At 70.7% G+C, this 18,511-nt stretch carries 11 protein-coding genes and 1 riboswitch; of the genes, 8 read left to right on the forward strand and 3 right to left on the reverse strand.

Going from position 1 to position 18,511, the window contains the following annotated elements; translation table 11 throughout:
* Window positions 1-4: 4 nt before the first annotated feature.
* From ACSC1Q_RS33340 to ACSC1Q_RS33355, 4 genes are read left to right on the forward strand one after another with little or no spacing between them, the layout of a single operon-like run.
* Window positions 5-3,151, forward strand: coding sequence for a non-ribosomal peptide synthetase (locus ACSC1Q_RS33340; protein WP_436762679.1), 3,147 nt, complete (start codon window positions 5-7; stop codon window positions 3,149-3,151).
* A 13-nt stretch (window positions 3,152-3,164) separates the two neighbouring features.
* Window positions 3,165-3,590, forward strand: coding sequence for an aspartate 1-decarboxylase (gene panD / locus ACSC1Q_RS33345; protein ID WP_436762772.1), 426 nt, complete (start codon window positions 3,165-3,167; stop codon window positions 3,588-3,590).
* Window positions 3,590-3,952, forward strand: coding sequence for an acyl carrier protein (locus tag ACSC1Q_RS33350; RefSeq protein WP_436762680.1), 363 nt, complete (start codon window positions 3,590-3,592; stop codon window positions 3,950-3,952). The genes panD and ACSC1Q_RS33350 overlap by 1 nt, the downstream gene beginning before the upstream one ends.
* Window positions 3,953-3,959: 7 nt before the next feature.
* Entirely contained in the window at window positions 3,960-8,018 is a 4,059-nt protein-coding gene (locus ACSC1Q_RS33355) for a non-ribosomal peptide synthetase (protein WP_436762681.1), read from the forward strand.
* A gap of 87 nt (window positions 8,019-8,105) precedes the next feature.
* On the opposite strand, the gene ACSC1Q_RS33360 is transcribed toward ACSC1Q_RS33355, so the two are convergent.
* Window positions 8,106-8,456: a hypothetical protein gene (locus tag ACSC1Q_RS33360; RefSeq protein WP_436762682.1), complete on the reverse strand. Its 351-nt coding sequence runs from the start codon at window positions 8,454-8,456 to the stop codon at window positions 8,106-8,108.
* A gap of 1,129 nt (window positions 8,457-9,585) precedes the next feature.
* Between ACSC1Q_RS33360 and ACSC1Q_RS33365 the strand changes: the two genes are divergently transcribed.
* From ACSC1Q_RS33365 to ACSC1Q_RS33380, 4 genes are all read left to right on the forward strand, one after another.
* The gene (locus ACSC1Q_RS33365; protein WP_436762683.1) at window positions 9,586-9,888 is read left to right on the forward strand and encodes a hypothetical protein; all 303 of its coding nucleotides are present in this window, start codon (window positions 9,586-9,588) and stop codon (window positions 9,886-9,888) included.
* 229 nt (window positions 9,889-10,117) lie between these two features.
* Entirely contained in the window at window positions 10,118-10,810 is a 693-nt protein-coding gene (locus ACSC1Q_RS33370; protein ID WP_436762684.1) for a formylglycine-generating enzyme family protein, read from the forward strand.
* Between the two features lie 230 nt (window positions 10,811-11,040).
* Window positions 11,041-11,116: riboswitch (S-adenosyl-L-homocysteine riboswitch) on the forward strand.
* A gap of 14 nt (window positions 11,117-11,130) precedes the next feature.
* On the forward strand, window positions 11,131-14,799 hold the full coding sequence (gene metH / locus ACSC1Q_RS33375; protein ID WP_436762685.1) for a methionine synthase: 3,669 nt from the start codon (window positions 11,131-11,133) through the stop codon (window positions 14,797-14,799).
* A gap of 237 nt (window positions 14,800-15,036) precedes the next feature.
* On the forward strand, window positions 15,037-15,327 hold the full coding sequence (locus tag ACSC1Q_RS33380) for a hypothetical protein (RefSeq protein WP_436762686.1): 291 nt from the start codon (window positions 15,037-15,039) through the stop codon (window positions 15,325-15,327).
* 24 nt (window positions 15,328-15,351) lie between these two features.
* Here the strand turns inward: ACSC1Q_RS33380 and ACSC1Q_RS33385 are convergent, their stop codons facing one another.
* Together ACSC1Q_RS33385 and ACSC1Q_RS33390 are read right to left on the reverse strand one after the other, a co-directional pair.
* On the reverse strand, window positions 15,352-18,078 hold the full coding sequence (locus tag ACSC1Q_RS33385; protein ID WP_436762773.1) for a MinD/ParA family ATP-binding protein: 2,727 nt from the start codon (window positions 18,076-18,078) through the stop codon (window positions 15,352-15,354).
* Between the two features lie 2 nt (window positions 18,079-18,080).
* Entirely contained in the window at window positions 18,081-18,461 is a 381-nt protein-coding gene (locus tag ACSC1Q_RS33390) for a hypothetical protein (RefSeq protein WP_436762687.1), read from the reverse strand.
* Window positions 18,462-18,511 lie beyond the last annotated feature (50 nt).

Raw genomic sequence — 18,511 nt, forward strand, 5'->3', positions numbered from 1 at the left:
AGTCGTGGCCGGATTGCACGAGCTGGTCGAAGCCCAGGTGGAGCGGACCCCGCACGCCGTGGCCGTCATCGACGCCGACGGCAACACCCTCACCTACCGCCAGCTGGAGCGGCGCGCCAACCAGCTCGCCCACCACCTGCGCGACCTCGGAGTGGTCGCCGACACCCCCGTGGCGGTGTGCGTGCACCGGGGGCTGGACCTGGTCATCGCGCTGCACGGGATCCTCAAGGCCGGTGGCGCCTACCTGCCGATCGACCCCGACGCGCCGCCCGCGCGGGTGCGGCTCATGCTCGCCGAGGGCGCGGTGCCGGTCGCGGTGGGTGAGCAGGCGCTCGCCCACCTGCTGCCCGGCGACATCACCCGCGTCGTGCTGCTCGACCGCGACAGCGCGCTGATCGACGGCCGGCCGGTGACACCCCCCGGCTCCGGGGTACGCCCGGACCACCTGGTCTCCCTCTACTACACCTCCGGCTCGACGGGCACGCCCAAGGGAGTGGCCAGCACCCACGGGGGCTGGGTCAACCGGATGCGCTGGATGCAGGCCGAGCACCGCCTCGAACCCGGCGAGACCGTGCTGCACAAGACGACGCTCAGCTTCGACGACTCGGCCGTGGAGGTGTTCTGGCCGCTGTCGGTCGGCGGTGTGGTGGCGATCCTGCCGCCGGGCGAGCACCGCGACCCGGTCGCGCTGCTGGAGGCCACCCTCCACTTCGGCGCCGCCGTGGCGCAGTTCGTGCCCAGCATGCTCTCCCTGTTCCTGGAGGCGCACCGCAGGGCCGGGCTGCCGCCGCTGCCGCACCTGCGCCACGTGGTCTCCAGCGGGGAGGCGCTGACCGCGCCGCTCGCCCTCGCCTTCCACGAGCAGATCGGCCTGTACGGCTGCCGCCTGCACAACCAGTGGGGCGCCACCGAGGTGTCGATCGACTCCACCCTGTACACCTACGACCCGCACGACCCGCACGCCGGACCGGTCGTCTCCATCGGGGCGCCCTTCACCGGCAACACCGTGCACGTGCTGGACGAGGCAGGGGAGCCCGTGCCCGACGGTGAGGCGGGCGAGCTGTTCATCGGCGGGATCGGCCTGGCGCGCGGCTACCACCGCAGGCCCGCGCTCACCGCCGAGCGTTTCCTGCCCGACCCCTACGGCCCGCCGGGATCGCGGCTCTACCGCACCGGGGACCTGGGGCGGCGCCGCCCCGACGGCGCCCTGGACTTCCTCGGCCGCACCGACCACCAGGTCAAGATTCGCGGAGTGCGGGTCGAGCTGGGCGAGATCGAGGCCACCCTGGACGCCCACCCGGCCGTCCAGCGGTCCGCCGTCACGGTCACCGGGGAGAGGCTGCTCGCCTACGTCGTCCCCTCGGACGGTGCCTCGGACGGTGCCTCGGACACGGTCCCGGACCCGGCGGAGCTGCGTGCCCACCTGGCCGACCGGCTTCCCCCGTACCTCATCCCCGCGCAGATCGCGGTGATCGCCGAGATGCCGCTGAACACCAGCGGCAAGGTCGACCGGGCCGCGCTGCCGGAGATCGTCGCGCCCGCCGAGCGGTCCGAGGGCAGGCCCCCGGTCACCGCCGTGCAGAAGACGCTCGCCGCGATCTGGGCCGACGTCCTCGACCTGGACCAGGTGTGCCTGGACGACAACTTCTTCGAGCTGGGCGGCAACTCGCTGCTCGCCACCCAGGTCATGTTCCGCATCCAGGACGACCTGCGCATCGACTTCCCGCTCTACCTGCTGTTCTCCGCCGAGTCGCTGGAGGAGCTGGCCGAGGAGGTGGCCGAGACCCGCGCCGAGCAGCTCCCGCCGCTGCCGCGCGCCTCCCGCGAGGGGCCGCTGCCGCTCTCCTACGGCCAGGAGCGCCTGTGGTTCCTGCACCGGCTGGCGCCCGGCTCGACCGCGTACAACGTGCCGACCGCCTGCCGCCTGCACGGCCGCCTCGACGTGGCGGCGTTCCGCCAGGCGTTCGACGAGCTGGTCGCGCGGCACGAGATCCTGCGCACCCGCTACGTCGAGAGCCCCGAGGGGATCCCCGAGGTGCGCATCGACGCCCGCGGACCCCGGCTGACGGTGGGCAACGCGCCCGGCGAGACCCGCATCGCCCGCGAGGGCGCCGCCTCCGACGCGCTGCAGGCCGACTGGGACGAGCCGTTCGACCTCGCCGCCGCCGCGCCGGTGCGGGCCAGGCTGACCAGGCTGGACGACTACGAGCACGTCTTCTCCATGGTCGTCCACCACGTCGGCTACGACGCGGGCTCCGAGCAGGTGTTCTGGCAGGAGCTGGCCACCCTGTACGAGGCCGCGCTGTCCGGCCGGCCCGCCGTGCTGCCCGAGCCGGGCGCCCAGTACGTCGACTACGCCGCCTGGCAGCGCGGGCACGCCGTGGGCGGCGAGCAGCTCGACTACTGGCGCTCCCAGCTGGCCGGGCTCGCCCCTGTGGAGCTGCCCATAGACCGGCCCCGGCCGCCCGTGCAGACCTACGCGGGCGCCAGGACCTCCTTCATGATCGAGGAACGGGTCACCGAGGAGCTGCGCGCGCTCAGCCGGGAGGCGGGCACGACGCTGTTCGCCGCCCTGCTCGGCGCGTTCCAGGCCACGCTCTTCCAGGCCTGCGGCGGCGACGTCGCCGTGGGCTCCCCGGTGCCCGGCCGTACCCGCCCGGAGACCGAGCAGATGATCGGCTTCTTCGCCAACACGCTGGTGCTGCGCACCTCCTGCGGCGGCGACCCGACCTTCGCCCAGCTGCTGGAGCGCGTCCGCGAGGTCGTCCACGGCGCCTACGCCCACCAGGACGTCCCGTTCGAGCGGCTCGTCCAGGCGCTGCGCCCGCCGCGCCGCCCCGGCCGCACCCCGTTCTTCGACGTCATCTTCAACGGCGTCCCGCTCAGCGCGCTCACCGGCGCCGAGAGCGTGCGCCTGCCCCAGCTGACGGTGACCCCCATCGACCTGGCGACACGTACCACGGTCGCCGACCTCGTCTGCTCGGTCGCGGAGACCCCGGACTCGATCATCGGCGAGGTCGCCTACAACACCGGCCTGTTCGACGGACCCACCGTCGAGGGCCTGGTGGATGCATGGCTGCATCTGCTGGGAGCGGCGGTGCGCGAACCGCACGCGCCGCTCTCGGCACTGTCACCGGTCCCCCATGCGTGAACGGAAGTCCGAGATGCTGCGCACGATGTTCAAATCCAAGATCCACCGAGCGACCGTCACCCACGCCGACCTGCACTACGTCGGCTCGGTGACGATCGACGAGAACCTGATGGACGCCGCCGACCTGCTGGAGGGCGAGCAGGTGGCGATCGTCGACATCACCAACGGCGCCCGCCTGGAGACGTACGTCATCACCGGCGAGCGCGGCAGCGGGGTGATCGGCATCAACGGCGCCGCCGCCCACCTGGTCTCGCCGGGGGACATGGTGATCCTGATCTCCTACGGCCAGTACTCGGGCGGCGAGCTGCCGGGCTACCGGCCCCAGGTCGTCCACGTGGACGGCGCCAACCGGATCGTCGACGTCGACCACGACCCGGCCCGCCCGGTACCGGGCGCCGAGGACCAGCTCGTGCCCGCGGGCGCGGCGAGGAGACCATGATGAGCACGCCCACGCACACCCCCGCCGCTACGCACACCTCCGCCCAAGCGCCCACGCACACCTCCGCCCAAGCGACGCACGCCTTCGTCCAGCGGGCCCTGGCCGACGACTGGGCGACGCTGCTCGGCCTGGACGCAGTCGGCCCCGACGACGACTTCTTCGAGGCCGGAGGGCACTCGCTGATCGCCGTCCAGATCGTCGCCAGGATCCGGGCGCGGCACGGCGTCGAGGTCCCGGTCGCCGACGTGTTCACCTACCCGACGGTGGGCGAGCTCGCCCAGGTGGTCGCCGGGATGCTGGAGGCAGGGACGTCACTCTCGTCGTCGCCACTGGGGGTGGAAGGTGCCGGTCGCAGCGCCTGAGACGCCCATGACCGGGATGCCGCTGTCGTACGCGCAGGAGCGCATGTGGCTCGGCCACCAGCTCGACCCGGCGGGCACGGAGTACAACGTGTGCCTGGCGCTGCGGCTGCGCGGCACGCCGGACGTCCCGGCGCTCGCCGGGGCGCTCGGCGACCTCGTCGCCCGCCACCAGGCGCTGCGCACCGTCTACGCGAGCGCCGGAGGCCTGCCGGTGGCGTCGGTGCTGCCCCCGGCGCCGGTCGGGCTGCCGGTGTACTTCGCGGATTCGGAGGAGGAGGTCCGCGAGACGGCCGCCGCCGAGGCGCGGCGGCCGTTCGACCTGACGGCGGGCCCGGTGCTGCGCGCCCGGCTCGCCCGCCTGGCCGGAGACGACCACGTCCTGGTGCTCACCGTGCACCACATCGCCTTCGACGAGTGGTCGATGGGGGTGTTCCTCCGCGAGCTCGACGCCCTCTACCGGGCCCGCGCCGAGGGCCTGCCCGGCCCGCTGCCGCCGCTGCCCGCCTCCTACGACGAGGTCGTGGCGGCCGAGCGGGCGGCCGACCTGGGGCCCGCCCTGCGGCACTGGCGGGCCGCCCTGGCCGGGCTCCCCGTGCTGGACCTGCCCGCCGACCACGCGCCCGTCTCCGGAACCTCGGCGCAGGGCGCGGTCGTCACCTTCGCCGTCCCCGCGGCGACGGCCGCCGCGCTCGGCGCCGTCGCCCGGCGCTGCCGGGCCACCCCCTACATGGCCGGGCTCGCCGCGTTCGCCGCCCTGCTGTCGCGCCACTGCGGCCAGGACGACGTCGCGATCGGCAGCACCGTCGCCAACCGCGCCACGCCGCACTCCGAGCACCTGGTCGGGGCCTTCTTCAACACCGTCGTGATGCGCGCCGACCTGTCGGGCGGCCCGAGCTTCACCGAGCTGCTGCGCCGCACCCGCGCCTACTGCCTGGACGCCCTCACCCACCAGCACCTGCCGTACCCGATGCAGGCCGAGGGCCGCACCCCGCCGTTCCGCGTCCTGTACGAGATGCACGCGGGACTGCGGGGCGCCACGGCGCTCGGGGACCTGGCCGCGGAGCCGTTCGCTTTCCCCGACACCGCCGCCAAGTACGACCTCGCCCTGTCCCTGATGCCCGGGGACGGGGACGGGGGCCTGATGGGACACCTCACCTACCGCGCCGACCTGTTCGAGCCGGACACGGCGCGGCGGCTCGCCGAGTCCTTCGTCCACCTGCTCGCCCAGGCCGCCGCCTCGCCCGACGCGCCGCTCGGCACCCTGGAGATCCTCCCGCCCGCCCGGCGCGAGGCGCTGCTCGCCGCCTGCCGGGGGCCGGAACCGCTGGGGCCGCCCGACGCCCGCGCCCACGAGCTCTTCGAACGCCAGGCCCGGCTCACGCCGCAGGCCGTCGCGCTGACCTTCGGCGCCGTCCGGCTGAGCTACCGGGAGCTGAACGCCAGGGCCAACCGGATCGCGCACTGGCTGCGCGGCAGGGGCATGGGCCCCGAGAGCGTCGTCGCCGTCCGCCTCGAACGCTCCGACTGGCTCGTCGCCGCCTTCCTCGGCGTGTGGAAGGCCGGGGCCGCCTATCTTCCGCTCGACCCCGGGCTGCCCGCCGAGCGGCTCGCCCACATGGTCGCCGACTCCGGCGCCCGCCTGGTCCTGGACGACGCGGCGGCCCTGGAGGCCGAGACCTCCGGCCACCCCTCCGGCGACCCCGGGGCGACCGGCGCGCCGCAGAGCCCGGAGAGTATGGCGTACCTCATCTACACCTCGGGCTCCACCGGCAGGCCCAAGGGCGTCATGGTCCCGCACCGGGGTCTGGTGAACTTCCTGCGCTGGTGCGTGTCCGCCTACGCCGTCGGCGGGGTGGGCGGCGCGCCGCTGTTCTCCTCCGTCGCCTACGACATGGTCGTGCCCAACATCTACACGCCGCTGGTGGTCGGCCAGTGCCTGCACGTCGCCGCCGAGGACACCGCGCTGGACGAGCTGGGCGCCGCGCTGTCGGCCCGGCCGTACGGGTTCGTCAAGCTCACCCCCGGGCACCTGGAGGTCCTGGCGGGGCAGCTCTCCGCCGAGCAGGCCGCGGGCCTGGCCGGGGTACTGGTGGTGGGCGCCGACGCCTTCCCCAGCCGGGCGCTGGCGTTCTGGCAGGCGCTGGACCCGGCGCCGGTGCTGCTCAACGAGTACGGCCCGACCGAGGCGTCCGTCGCCAACTGCGTGCACACCGTGACCGGCCCGATCGGCGGCGAGCTGGTCCCCATCGGCAGGCCCATCCCGGGCACCACCATGTACGTGCTGGACGACGCGATGCGGCCGCTCCCGATGGGCGTGCCGGGCGAGCTGTACATCGGCGGCGAGTGCGTGGTGCGCGGCTATCACGGCAGGCCCGCGCTCACCGCCGAGCGCTTCCTGCCCGACCCCTTCGGCGCCCCTGGCTCACGGCTCTACCGTACGGGCGACTTGGGCAGGCTCCGGGCCGACGGGGAGTTCGAGTTCCTCGGCAGGATCGACGACCAGGTGAAGATAAGGGGGTTCCGTGTCGAACCGGGAGAGGTCGAGGCCGCCCTGGACGAACTGCCGGGGGTCGAGCAGTCGGTGGTCGTCGCCGCCCCCTGGCCCGAGGCCGGACCAGGGGCCGGACCCGGAGCAGGAGCCGCGGGACCTGGAGTCGTACGGGGAGGCGGACCGGGCGCCGGACGCAGGCTCGTCGCCTACGTCGTCGGCACCGCCACGGCGGCCGAGATGCGCGCGGGCCTCGCCCGGAGCCTGCCCGAGTACATGGTGCCCTCGGTCTTCGTGCCGCTGCCCGCGATCCCGCTCAACCGCAACGGCAAGGTGGACCGATCCGCGCTGCCGGAGGTGAGCGCCGCGACCGCGCGGGACACGGCGGAGGAGCCCGCGCCGCCCCGGCCGCGCACCGCCGTCGAGGGGCAGATCGCCGACCTCATCGCGAGCCTGCTCGGGATCGGCTCCGAGGACGTCGGCGCGGACGAGGACCTGTTCGCCAGGGGCATCGACTCGCTCGGCGCGGTACGGCTGATGGCGAGTGTGGAGCAGCGGCTGGGCGTGAAGGTCAAGCTCCGCAAGTTCCTCGCCAACGCCACCGTCAGCGGCCTCGCCACCCTGGTGTCGGCCGCCGTCCCCGACCGGGTCTCCGGCCGATCCCCGGCACCTCACCCTGACACCGGCTCCGACCTCGATTCCCGTAGCACCTCCGCCCCCGCCTCCGGCACCGGTTCCGGCCGTGGTCCGGCACCCGGTCGTGAACACGACTCCGGCCAGGGGGCCGGGCACGTCCCCACCGCGTCCCTTCCCGTCATCACGCCACTGGTCGTCTCCTCGACCGCCGGGGACCCGCTCTACTGCTTCCACCCTCTCGGCGGCTCCGCGCTCTGCTACGCGGGGCTGGCGGCCAGGCTCGCCGCGCACCGGCCGGTCTACGGGCTGCAGGCGCTGGAGTCGGGGGTGAGCGCCGGTTCGCTGCCGGACATGGCCGCCACGTACGCCGGGGAGCTGGCCGGGTCCGGGCTGGACCTGGCGCGGCCGTACACGCTCGCGGGCTGGTCGGCGGGCGGGGTGCTGGCCTTCGAGACGGCCAGGAGGCTCCAGGCGCTCGGCCACCGCGTCGACCACGTGGTGCTGATCGACTCGGTGCTGCCCGAGGTGTTCGTGACCGACCTGCTGGGCGAGCTGGGGGAGCTGGAGGCGCTGATCGACCGGCTGGCCCCGCTGGGGGCCGCCGAGGCCGGGCAGGTCCTGCTCGACTCGCAGGTGGGGTTCTTCGCGGGCCTGGGCATGACACCGCCCCAGGTGGCCGCCTACTACGAGGCGTACGGGCCGGGGCTGCTGCGGCTGTGGCGCGACAGCCTGCGCGGCCTGGCCGGCTACCGGGCCGGATGGTTCCACGGGAGGGTCACGCTCCTCGCCAGCGAGCTGCACCCGCCCAAGCTGCGGGCCGTCCAGGAGGCCGGGTGGCGCCAGACCGTCTCCGACCTGACCGTCCGCGAGATCCGAGGTGAACACCACGAGCTCCTCCGAGCCCCGCACGTCGACCAGATCAGCCGCTTCCTCACGCCCTGAGACCGGCGGCCCGGCCTCGCGTCCGGCTTCCGGGCGGGGCGTGGTTCCCCGGGACGACCGGCGGCGGGGGCCGGTCGTCCCGTGCTCCTAAGCCGCCTTGGGGCGAGGGTTTTTCAGCAGGTCGCGGGCGAGGGCGGCGCCGCGTCTCACGTCCGCGGTCGGGCCGAGTCTCCCGCTCCGCGCGGTGTCGTCGCACCGGGAGCACACACCGGGGGAGGTCACCGGGCGCCCGCACTCATCGCACTCGTCATGGGTCACCGGCCTCGAAGCCGCCGGGACAACGGCGGGAGCGGGCATCTTGCTCCGCAGCCGGTGAGCGATCAGTTTCGCGGGGGAGCGGACCTCGTCGGGCAGCCCGACGGTCAGGACCGTCCGGATCTGCGCCTCGGTGCCGCCCCGGGCGAGCCACTCGGCGAGGAGGGGCAGCACGGGGGCCATCTCGGACTCGCCGACGGTGAGCCGGGGTTCGGCACGGCCGAGGCGGGCGAGGAGCGCGACACCGGGAGCCGTCGATCGAGGTACGGAACCTGGAACCCTTGATCGAGGGGCGACACTGGGAGCCGTCGGTGGAAGGTCGGTGCCTGACGCCCTCGATGGGGGAGCGGAAGAACCTGGAGCCATCGGTTGAAGGTCGGCGCCTGGAGCCGTCGATTGGGAGAGGGAACCGGGAAGCGCCGGTCCATCCTCGCCTTCCCCCGTCGGTGGCCGGGCGGACCGCACGGGCTCGACCGGCGCGCACCCCCGGGGGAAGGGGGTGGTTTCTTTCTCTTCTTTCTTCACTCCCGTAGGGAGAGCGCTCGGTTCGCCGGGACGCGGCTCACCGGGTCTCGGCGAGCCGAGACGCGGTCTGACCTGCCCTTTGACACCCTGACGGCCAGCTTGGGGAGTGTCGTAGACGTCCACCACGGTGGAGACCCGTCCTGCCGCGTTCCGGACGTGCTCGCGGGTCAGGTAACCGTAGGTGATCAGCTCCCGCATGGCCCGCGCGATGGCCTGCTGGCCCTCGGGGTTTCCGGCGGCGAGGGTCTTGATGTCCTGGCGGATGCTCTCGGGATGGGACAGAAGGTAGGAGAGCAGACCGCGAGCGGTGAAGGACAGCCGCCGGTCTCTGAGGCAAGAGTTCGGCAGGACCGTGAAACCGGTCGTGTGCTTGTTACGATGAACGCGCATGCGGATTGTTGCTCCGTGTGCCATGTCCCGGGGGTGTTGGCGCACCCGCCGGGGCTTTTACTGTTTCGACACGAAGCGTAGCCCTGCGTGATGGTCCGACGGGCCGTAATCTCCGTTTACTTTACGTGACAATCCCCAGCTCCTGGGCCTTTTGTCCTCCTCGTCCGGCTTGGCGGCGCCCGCCACCGCCACCCGGTCCGGTCTGGCCGATCGGGCACATTGCCGTTCACCGCACACCGCGCGTTCCTGTGGCTCGTAGTAGCGTCGGAACCGGTTCCCCTGAGCGGCGAGGTCGCTTTCGATCTTGATATGTCCGCGTGAAGTCGGAGGTGATCACGGTGCATCCGGTCTTGTGACGGCCCCAGCCCGGGGTGTCACGGAGCCGAAAGGTGACCGTATGAGCAAGACCGACAAGACCCGGCCCTGGTGGGTGCGGATGGCCGACGCGCCCATGGCGACCTGCCTGCCCGTGCATGACCACCGGTTCGGGCCCTGCACGCTGCCGGACGAGATCACCGCCGACAGCGCCTCCCTGAGCCACCGCGCGGGCAACTGTTACTGGAGTGCCACCGCCTACGCCTACTACCTGTTCGGGTACGGCCACGGGGGCCGGGAGTGGTCCCGCCTCCGCCGCGAGGAGCGCCGCCGCGACCGTCACCGGACACGCCGTGAGCTGCGCGCCCATCCCGGCCGCGAGTGAAACACGTCGGCCGTCGCGTGATCCTTCGAGTGCGGGGACACCCGGGTCCGGCACCGCTGGGCTCGCGGCTGCTGGAACGCGGGCGGCGGGCCGAACAGCCCCGAACGCGACGGAAAGGGCGGCTTTAGACCGTGTCCGCGGGGCCGCCCCCGGCATGCGCGGTCCCGTTCGCGGGCAGGCGTATCGGCAGGTCAACGGCGTGTAGTGATCATGTAGGGTGAGACCCGCGATGAGCTCCGAATCGACGCCGCTCCGGGTGGCCGCCGAAAACATGATCACGATTCCCGCTGGGTCGATCTTCCTGCGGGACGAGGGCACGAAGGCGGTCTGGAAGGCGGAGGTCGCGGCCTTCCGGCTGGCGCCGCATCCGGTGACCGGCGAGCTCTACCGCGCCGTCCTGGGTGAGGCGCCCGAGAGCGCGGCGGGGCCGCGGACGCCGGTGACCGAGGTCTCCTGGATGGACGCCGTCCGGTTCTGCAACCTGCTCTCGCGGGCAGCGGGGCTCGACCCCTGTTACTCGGTGGGAACCGACCCCGACGGGCAGGACGTGGTCTGCGAGCCGGAGTCCGGCGGCTATCGGCTCCCGTACGAGGCGGAGTGGGAGTACGCCTGCAGGGCCGGGACCTCCGGCGTCCGCTACGGGGAGCTGGACGAGATCGCCTGGCACCGGGGGAACTCCGGCGACGAGGTGCACGACGTCGCGACCAGGGCGCCGAACGCGTGGGGCCTCCACGACATGATCGGCAACGTGTGGGAGTGGTGCTGGGACGTCTACGACCCCGAGGTCTACGGCCCGTACCGCGTCTTCCGTGGGGGAAGCTGGTGCGACCTGCCCCGGGGGTGCCGGGCCTCGTGCCGTCGTAAGAGCCACCCCACCTTCCGCGTCGACGACCTGGGATTCCGGCTCGCCCGGTCGCAGTGAGCCCTGGTTGCAGTGAGCCCTGGTTGCAGTGAGCCCTGGTCGAGGTGAGCGGGGCCGCCGGGACCGGCCTCGGACGGGTTCCTGTTCCGCCGGGGGCCGGGGTGGAGGCCTCCGGTCTCCTGTGAAGAGGGTCACGTGAAGAGGGTTCCGTGACCGTATATGGGCTGGATCTTTCCGGATTGCGGGTCGTTGTTTGGCGTCTTGTCCCAACCCTCGGTATTCTCGATCTCAAGGCCGAGAGGCGCTGCAACGGGCTCATGCCCGCCACGCTCGGCCTTGATCTTCCGGCAAGGGCGCCTCCCGCGACGGGAGGCTGACCGGTGAACGGATCTTTGAAGCACGACGAGCGCGACCTCGTACCCACTGACGGCGTGCCGGGAGCCGAGGACCGCGCGCGGACCCTGCGGGAGCTGCTGGGGCAGCGGATCCTGGTGCTCGACGGGGCCTGGGGCACGATGCTGCAGGGAGCCTCGCTCACCCCGGACGACTACCGCGGCGACCGGTTCCTCGACCACCCGCGCGACGTGACCGGCGACCCCGACCTGCTGAACCTGACGCGCCCCGACGTCATCCTGGACATCCACCGGCAGTACCTCGCGGCCGGCGCGGACATCACCACCACCAACACCTTCACCGCTACGAGCATCGGCCAGGCCGACTACGGGCTGGAGTCGCTGGTGCGGGAGATGAACGTGCGGGCCGCCCAGCTCGCCCGCCAGGCCGCCGACGAGGCGGGCGGGCGGTTCGTGGCCGGTTCGATCGGCCCGCTGAACGTCACGCTGTCGCTGTCCCCGCGCGTCGAGGACCCCGCCTACCGGGCGGTCTCGTTCGACGAGGTCCGTGCCGCGTACGCCGAGCAGATCAGCGCGCTGGCCGAGGGCGGGGTCGACCTGCTGCTGATCGAGACGATCTTCGACACGCTCAACGCGAAGGCCGCGATCGCCGCCGCCCGCGAGGTCGCCCCGCACCTGCCGCTGTGGATCTCGGTGACGATCGTCGACCTGAGCGGGCGCACGCTGTCGGGACAGACCGTCGAGGCGTTCTGGAGCGCGATCCGGCACGCCGAGCCGCTCGTGGTCGGCGTGAACTGCGCGCTGGGCGCCAAGGAGGCGCGCCCGCACGTCGCCGAGCTGGCGCGCCTCGCCGGCACCTACGTCGCCTGCCACCCCAACGCGGGCCTGCCCAACGCGTTCGGTGGCTACGACGAGGCCCCCGAGCAGACGGCGGCGCTGCTCGGCGAGTTCGCCACGTCGGGGATGGTCAACGTCGTCGGCGGGTGCTGCGGCACCTCTCCGGCGCACATCGAGCGGATCGCGGCCGCCGTGTCCGGCCTCCCGCCCCGCCAGGTCCCCGAACCGTCGGCCCGTACCCGGTTCAGCGGCCTGGAGCCCTTCGAGATCGGCCCGGACACCGGGTTCGTCATGATCGGCGAACGCACCAACGTCACCGGCTCGGCGCGCTTCCGCCGCCTGATCGAGGGCGGCGACCACCAGGCGGCGGTCGACGTCGCGCTGGAGCAGGTACGCGGCGGCGCCAACCTGCTCGACGTCAACATGGACGCCGACCTGCTCGACAGCGTGCAGGCCATGACCACCTTCCTGAACCTGATCGCGACCGAGCCGGAGGTCGCCCGCATCCCGGTCATGATCGACAGCTCGCGGTGGAGCGTGCTGGAGGCCGGGCTCAAGTGCGTGCAGGGCAAGGGCGTCGTCAACTCGATCAGCCTCAAGGAGGGCGAGGACGCCTTCCTTGAGCAGGCCCGGATCATCCGCGACTACGGCGCGGGCGTCGTGGTGATGGCCTTCGACGAGAAGGGGCAGGCCGACACCGCCGAGCGCAAGGTGTCGATCTGCGCCCGCGCGTACGACCTGCTGACCCAGCGGGCCGGGTTCGCCCCCGAGGACATCGTGTTCGACCCCAACGTGCTCGCGGTCGCCACCGGCATCAGCGAGCACAACGGCTACGCCAAGGCGTTCATCGAGGCGCTGCCGCAGATCAAGGAGCGCTGCCCGGGGGCGCTGACCAGCGGCGGCATCTCCAACCTGTCGTTCTCCTTCCGCGGCAACGACGTCGTGCGCGAGGCGATGCACTCGGCGTTCCTGCTGCACGCGGTGCGCGCCGGGCTGGACATGGGCATCGTCAACGCCGGGCAGCTCGCGGTCTACCAGGACATCCCCGCCGACCTGCTCGAACTCGTCGAGGACGTGATCTTCGACCGGCGTGAGGACGCCACCGACCGGCTCGTCACCTTCGCCGAGACGGTGAGCGGCTCCGGCACGCGCCGCGTCGTGGACCTGGCCTGGCGCGACGCCCCGGTGGAGGAGCGCCTGTCGTACGCCCTCGTGCACGGCATCGTCGACTTCATCGAGGCCGACACCGAGGAGGCCCGCCAGCAGAGGGCACGCCCCCTGGAGGTGATCGAGGGGCCGCTCATGGACGGGATGAAGGTCGTGGGCGACCTGTTCGGGTCGGGGAAGATGTTCCTGCCGCAGGTGGTCAAGAGCGCGCGGGTGATGAAGCGCTCGGTCGCCTACCTGGAGCCGTACATGGAGGCCGAGAAGGAGCAGGCGCGGCTGGAGGGGCGTCTCGACACCGGACGCGGCCAGGGCAAGGTGGTGCTCGCCACCGTCAAGGGCGACGTGCACGACATCGGCAAGAACATCGTGGGCGTCGTCCTCGGCTGCAACAACTACGAGGTCGTCGACCTCGGGGTGATGGTCCCCGCCTCGGTCATCCTGGACACCGCGGTCGCCGAGGGCGCGGACGTCATCGGGCTCTCCGGGCTGATCACCCCGTCGCTGGACGAGATGGTCACCGTCGCGGCTGAGATGCAGCGCCGCGGGCTGAAGCTGCCCCTGCTGGTCGGCGGCGCCACCACGTCGCGCCAGCACACCGCGGTCCGCATCGCCCCCGCCTACGACAACCCCACGGTCCACGTGCTCGACGCCTCCCGCGTCGTCGGCGTGGTCTCCGACCTGCTCGACGCCGACCGGGCCCAGACGCTGGAGGCGAGCAACCGCGCCGACCAGGAGCGCCTGCGCGAGCAGTACGCCAACAAGCAGCGCACCCCGCTCCTCACCGTCGACAAGGCCCGCGCGAACCCCGAGCGCGTCTCCTTCGAGGACCTGCCGGTTCCCGCCTTCACCGGCGTCCGCGTCGTGGAGCCGGACCTGGAGACCCTCCGGGCGATGATCGACTGGCAGTTCCTCTTCCTCGCCTGGGAGCTGAAGGGCAAGTATCCGGCCATCCTCGACCAGCCGGTGGCCCGCGAGCTCTTCGACGACGCCAACACCATGCTCGACCAGATCATCGCCGAGGGGAGCTTCCAGGCCAAGGGCGCCTACGCGTACTGGCCCGCCCACTCCGAGGGCGACGACATCGTGCTTGAGGACGGTCTCCGGCTGCCGATGCTGCGCCAGCAGACGGCCAAGCCCGACGGCCGGCCCAACCGGTGCCTGGCCGACTACATCGCCCCGGCCGGGGACCACCTGGGCGGGTTCGCGGTGGCCGTGCACGGCGCCGAGGAGCTCGCGGCCCGCTACGAGGAGCAGAACGACGACTACCGGTCCATCATGGTGAAGGCCCTCGCCGACCGGCTGGCCGAGGCGTTCGCCGAGCACATCCACCTGGAGGCGCGGCGCGGCTGGTTCGAGCCGGACGCCGATCCCGTCATCGAGGACCTGCACGCCGAGCGCTTCCGCGGCATCCGTCCCGCGCTCGGCTACCCCGCGAGCCCGGACCACAGCGAGAAGCGGGAGCTGTTCGACCTGCTGGACGCCGACGGGCTCGGGATGGGCCTCACCGAGTCCTTCGCGATGACCCCGGCCGCCAGCGTGAGCGGGCTGATCTTCGCCCACGAGTCGTCGCGCTACTTCACCGTGGGCCGCCTCGGCAGGGACCAGGTCGAGGACTACGCCCGGCGCCGGGGCCTGGACCTCGCGGAGGTCGAGCGCTGGCTGCGTCCCAACCTGGCCTACGAGCCCAGCTGACCCTTCGGCCGGTGCTGAGGCCGCTGGCGGCCTCGGCCGACGGGAACGCGGCTATCCCGGTCATTGAGGAACTGTCCGCGTTCCCGTGGAGGGAGAAACGGCCAAGGAGAAAATGCCTCCCTCGGGGCTCGACTCTCCGCCGAGGACAACTCACATATCCTCGCTGACAGTAAGGCCAAACACTTCGGGCAGCTCCTCATCGACGCCGGGAGCGACCTGCTGTTCGTACACGCGGGTGTGGTCCTCAACCAGTCATCGACCGAGGTCGGACTGGAGACGCGGTTGACCACCCAACCGGAGCCGCTGCTGGTCGTCGAGGCGGTGCCGCTGGCCCGCTACGACCGGCTGGCTGTGCTGGAACGGCTGACGGACAAGGCGACCGCCCGGCCCGCAGCCCGGTGGCTTTTGCTGGCGGTCGAGCGGGGCGGCGCACCGCACATCGAGGATCGGTCGACCCTGGGCATCCTCAGCGCGCTGAAGATTCCCACAAAGTGGATCGAGACGCACCACCATTCCAAGACGTCGTAGTCGTTGGATCTCCTCTTGATGGAATCAGTCGAGGTTGTTGCGTTGGCGTACCAGGTTGGCGATTGCCAGGATCTTCGGTCGACCGGTGGCTTTGAAAGAGAGGCCGTGGCGGAAGATCTCAGGAATCCAATACTGATCCTCCTCACGGAAGACGACTCCGTTGGCGGCTAGGATTTCCAGATTCTGGCTGGACAGCTCCACTGTCTCGGGGATGAAGGGAATTCTCTTCTTGTCCGTGGCGAGGTTACCGAGGTGCCTGAGGAGTCTCCCGACCTGCGGGCTCTCTTCCGTGATGGCGCGGATCTTGTCGAGGCTGCACTGGACGAGAGCCTTCCTCATAGCCGCCGGGGTAAGTAGCCGGTCTGGCCAGCGGCTGTCCTCCACGGAAAGAGCAGCCGACTCCTTGAGGAAGGTCACGATGTCACGTGCCTGAATTTGCTCGTTGAAGTCGGAGAGTGCGGCGAGGAACCAGCCGTCAGAGCGAGCCTCTCGGGACCGTATCGATCCCATTTTCTCCCCCCAGAGCGGATGAAGTGCCGTGCTGAGGTCCTGATTCTTTACCGAAGCTGCTCCTTCTGAGGTGTATTGAGGAAGGGCACCTGAACGTTGCGCAACCCACAGGGCGAGTCGCAGGGCTTCGAAATGGTTCCATTTGAGCTCGTAGTCGCTATATCGCGCGGAGAACTGTCCGTAGTTCTGCTTGATGGCCGCCTGCACGAGGTCGCGCCGGACGAAGATCACTAGCCCAAGCGGTCGGCCGCGGAGGCTACGCAGCCAGTCGAGACAGTCGACGAGGAGAACGCGGAGCGCCTGCCGCTGGACATCACTGTCGAGGAGGTCCTGGAGAAGATCCTCAAGCCCGTCGAACAGGAAGATCCGGGTGTTCGCCGCAGCGAAGTCGACCAGTTTCTGTTCGGCGTCGTCGGGAGAGGCATCGATTCCTACGGCCCGAGCCATGCAGGTCAGCCAGATTTGGCGCCACTGGACGTTGGTCGGTTCCGAACGCAGAGCGTTGTCGACCAGGTCACGTAGTTCGAGCTGGGTCGCGGGCTTGGCATTCGGGGAGGCGGAGGCGTTTCGCTGGATCTCGCTTATCCGCTCGCCGGTCGGGTCACTGAGGTTTTTGGAGACGAGCACGGGCGCCAGGAGGGCGTTCAGGGTCACGTCCTCGACGCCGACGTCTTGCGCGTAGTCACGCCACGTCTTCCGGAAACACATTTGGAGCTGGGTGAAGGTCTTCCCCGAGCCCTTGGCTCCGGTGACCACGCACACCGGTGGCTCGGTCCGATGAGAGACAAGCATGTTTCGCAGGGACTCAGTCGGCAGGAAATCCGTGTCGTCCGCTGTCTCGGCATACGCCAGCCGTCGGGCAAACTCGCTGAGGGCTTCACGCTGGGAGGCCAGGTCGCCGATTTTCACCACGGAAATCGTGTCCGTGGCAACCGCGTCTTCGGTGAGATTCAGTTCCTTCGGAACCACGAGTCCTTCGACGAGCGGTCCGAGCGTTTCCGCGAGTTGCTGACGCCGGACCAGTTCGACGACGGCCTCCCAGGAGGCGGGCAGTGCCAGCAGCCGATCCTGGAAAACACTGAAGATGGGCTCCAGTGTGACGTCGCGGTCGACGGTCCGATCCTCACCTTCTTGAGCGATCGGTTCGAGAGTCTTGGTGATCACGTCACGGAGCAGGGTCGCTGCATTGGTGGCCAGTTCCCAGTGCCCCTCCTGACGGAACTGGGTGATGACGGCCACGCTCGCCGGGTCGTCGGCGCGCGTCGGCGCGCGTCGGCCGAGTTCCTGGATGGTGCGGAGCGTGCCGTACAGCGACTGGTTGCTGATGGTGGTTACGAAGATCCGCTGGACGCGTGGGTCGAGCAGGACGGGAGCCGCGAGTTCGCTACTGCCCGCGCGCAGGTCGATCAGGACCGTCCGTGCTCCGAGCCGGTCGGCGAGCGCGGCGAGTGATTCGGTCAGGTAGTAGATCGACCGGTCTGGGGTCAAGAGGTCGGTAGGTTCGAGGCGTGGTGGGGCGATGTCCCGCAGCGAGCGCCGGGTGGGCATGACGATCACGTTGTCGATCATCTGGTTTGGCAGGTAGGCCGCGCCCAGTTTCACCGCATCGTCGGGGCGGCCGTCCTCGGAGGAGTGGAGCAGTGCGAGGAAGTCCTCGTAGCTGAAGTCGACGCGCCTGCTGTGTGTGCTGAACATCCAGGTGATCCCCGGCGCTTCTAGATCGGCGTCGACGAGCAGCACTCGATCGCCGCGCCGGGCTATGGCGTCGGCGAGAGCCACTCCGTGGAGGGTCCGTCCCACTCCGCCTTTGAAGGAGTGCATCGCGGCGATCCGCACGTTTCCTGGGAACGGAGACTCCGGATGAGGGAGCGGTTCGCCGAGGCCACGAACGATGCGCCGTTCCCTCCAGCGGGGCTCACGCCGGGATGGTTCGAGTTCCCGTTGCCGCACCGAAATCGGGAGCAGTCTGGCAGAAGGTCGCTCCGGGACGTCGTCAAGCTGGAGTACAGTCTCCCCGTCATGAGTTTTGGTCGAATTGACCCCGAATGCGTCGCTTAACCAGGACAGGGCCACCTGAGGCGAAGCTTGCGGGGCGATCGTCATTTCGAGGCCGTCCCAGAAGGCGTCGCACTCATGAAGCCAGTCCGGCCACTGACCGTCTGCCGCCAGGGCGGCGAGGTGAGCGTCCACATCGACCCAGGTGTAGATGTGCTCGGGGACCTTGATCTCCTGCTCGGGCATGATCACGCTCTCAATTCTCGCTGACACCAGATCAGAAGCTCGTGTAACACGGCAAGTGCCTGCTCCTCGTGATCCTTTTTGAGGGCGTGACCATATCTCCAGGCTTGATGAAGATCCCCGAAGGGCACTGGTCCCTTGTCCTCTTTCAGGCTCGCGCATGGGCGCATCCGGCCGCAGAGCTGTGGTGCCAGCCGTAACTCTTTGGCGAGGCGCTGCAGGTCATGGCTTCTGAACTCCGGCGGTAGCTGAGAGGTGGATCTCAGGCCCAGACGCTCGATGAGTGCTGCTTTCAGGCCGCATTCGGCGCTGTAGAAGAGGAGCAGCGCCGCTGCCGCACCTCCCTGAACAGCGCTGGACGCTTCCTTCTGGGCTTTGAAGCTCACGCAAAGCTGGTTCCTACCAACGTCTACGGACACATTGCGTGATCATAATC

This window comes from Streptosporangium heterodermiicola (assembly GCF_051390675.1).
In the GTDB taxonomy this organism is placed as follows: Bacteria; Actinomycetota; Actinomycetes; order Streptosporangiales; family Streptosporangiaceae; genus Streptosporangium.

Bases quoted from the DNA above. Each gene is read 5' to 3' on its own strand.
- panD (WP_436762772.1), top strand. From the start codon at position 3,165: ATGCTGCGCACGATGTTCAAATCCAAGATCCACCGAGCGACCGTCACC.
- ACSC1Q_RS33350 (WP_436762680.1), top strand. From the start codon at position 3,590: ATGAGCACGCCCACGCACACCCCCGCCGCTACGCACACCTCCGCCCAA.
- ACSC1Q_RS33355 (WP_436762681.1), top strand. From the start codon at position 3,960: ATGACCGGGATGCCGCTGTCGTACGCGCAGGAGCGCATGTGGCTCGGC.
- ACSC1Q_RS33360 (WP_436762682.1), bottom strand. From the start codon at position 8,456: ATGGCCCCCGTGCTGCCCCTCCTCGCCGAGTGGCTCGCCCGGGGCGGC.
- ACSC1Q_RS33365 (WP_436762683.1), top strand. From the start codon at position 9,586: ATGAGCAAGACCGACAAGACCCGGCCCTGGTGGGTGCGGATGGCCGAC.
- ACSC1Q_RS33370 (WP_436762684.1), top strand. From the start codon at position 10,118: ATGAGCTCCGAATCGACGCCGCTCCGGGTGGCCGCCGAAAACATGATC.
- ACSC1Q_RS33385 (WP_436762773.1), bottom strand. From the start codon at position 18,078: ATGCCCGAGCAGGAGATCAAGGTCCCCGAGCACATCTACACCTGGGTC.